Origin of the sequence: Thetidibacter halocola (assembly GCF_018224955.1) — a bacterium.
In the GTDB taxonomy this organism is placed as follows: domain Bacteria; phylum Pseudomonadota; class Alphaproteobacteria; order Rhodobacterales; family Rhodobacteraceae; genus Thetidibacter; species Thetidibacter halocola.
This window is the reverse complement of record NZ_JAGTUU010000022.1, coordinates 1-1,285: the sequence shown is the minus strand read 5'-3', so window position 1 is coordinate 1,285 and position 1,285 is coordinate 1. Positions and strand designations below refer to the sequence as shown.

2 protein-coding genes are annotated in these 1,285 nt (G+C 64.8%); both read left to right on the top strand.

Annotated features, from left to right (window positions below; genetic code table 11):
* The coding region (locus KB874_RS22765) for a CoA transferase subunit A (RefSeq protein ID WP_212538861.1) at window positions 1-681 on the top strand (681 nt) is incomplete at its 5' end.
* On the top strand, window positions 681-1,285 hold a 605-nt coding region (locus tag KB874_RS22760; RefSeq protein ID WP_212538860.1), incomplete at its 3' end, for a 3-oxoacid CoA-transferase subunit B. The genes KB874_RS22765 and KB874_RS22760, both read left to right, overlap by 1 nt.

Sequence of the window (1,285 nt, the reverse complement as noted above, 5' to 3'; positions counted from 1 at the left end):
GCCGAGGCGCTGGAGGGTGTGCTGCATGACGGCATGCTGATCGCGTCTGGTGGCTTCGGTCTTTGCGGCATTCCGGAACTTCTGATCCAGGCGATCGTCGACAGCGGTGTGAAGAACCTGACGGTGGCGTCGAACAACGCAGGCGTCGACGGGTTCGGTCTGGGCAAGCTGCTGGAAACGCGGCAGGTGAAGAAGATGATGTCGTCCTATGTCGGCGAGAACGCCGAGTTCATGCGCCAGTACCTGTCGGGCGAGCTCGAGCTGGAGTTCAACCCGCAGGGCACCCTGGCCGAGCGGATGCGGGCGGGCGGCGCGGGCATCCCGGGCTTCTACACGCAGACCGGCGTCGGCACGGTGATCGCCGAGGGCAAGGAGCACAAGGAGTTCGACGGCCGGACCTACATCCTCGAACGCGGGATCTTCGCCGACCTCGCCATCGTCAAGGCCTGGAAGGCCGACACGACGGGCAACGCGATCTTCCGCAAGACCTCGCGCAACTTCAACCCGCCGGCGGCCATGTGCGGCAAGGTCTGCGTGATGGAGGTCGAGGAGATCGTCGAGCCCGGCACGCTCGACCCCGACCACATCCACCTGCCGGGCATCTACGTGCACCGCCTGGTCCAGGGCACGCATGAAAAACGCATCGAGCAACGCACCGTGCGCAAGAGGGAGACCGCGTAATGCCCTGGGATCGCAATCATATGGCGGCTCGTGCCGCGCAGGAACTCGAGGACGGCATGTATGTCAACCTCGGCATCGGCATCCCGACGCTGGTCAGCAACTACATCCCCGAAGGGATGTCGGTGACGCTGCAATCCGAGAACGGCATGCTGGGCATGGGCCCGTTTCCTTTCGAGGGCGACGAGGACCCCGACCTGATCAACGCCGGCAAGCAGACGATCACCGAACTGCCGCATACCAGCTATTTCGACAGCGCCACCAGCTTTGGCATGATCCGGGGCGGCAAGATCGCGATGGCGATCCTGGGCGCGATGGAAGTGTCGGAAAAGGGCGACCTGGCGAACTGGATGATCCCGGGCAAGCTGGTCAAGGGCATGGGCGGCGCGATGGACCTGGTGGCGGGCGTCGGTCGGGTGGTGGTGGTGATGGACCACACCAACAAGCACGGCGAGTCCAAGGTGCTGAAGGAATGCACCCTGCCGCTGACCGGCGCGGGCGTGGTGGACCGGATCATCACCAATCTCGGCGTGCTGGACGTGACGCACAAGGGCCTGCACATCGTGGAATGCGCCGAGGGCGTCACCCGCGAGGAACTCATCGCCGC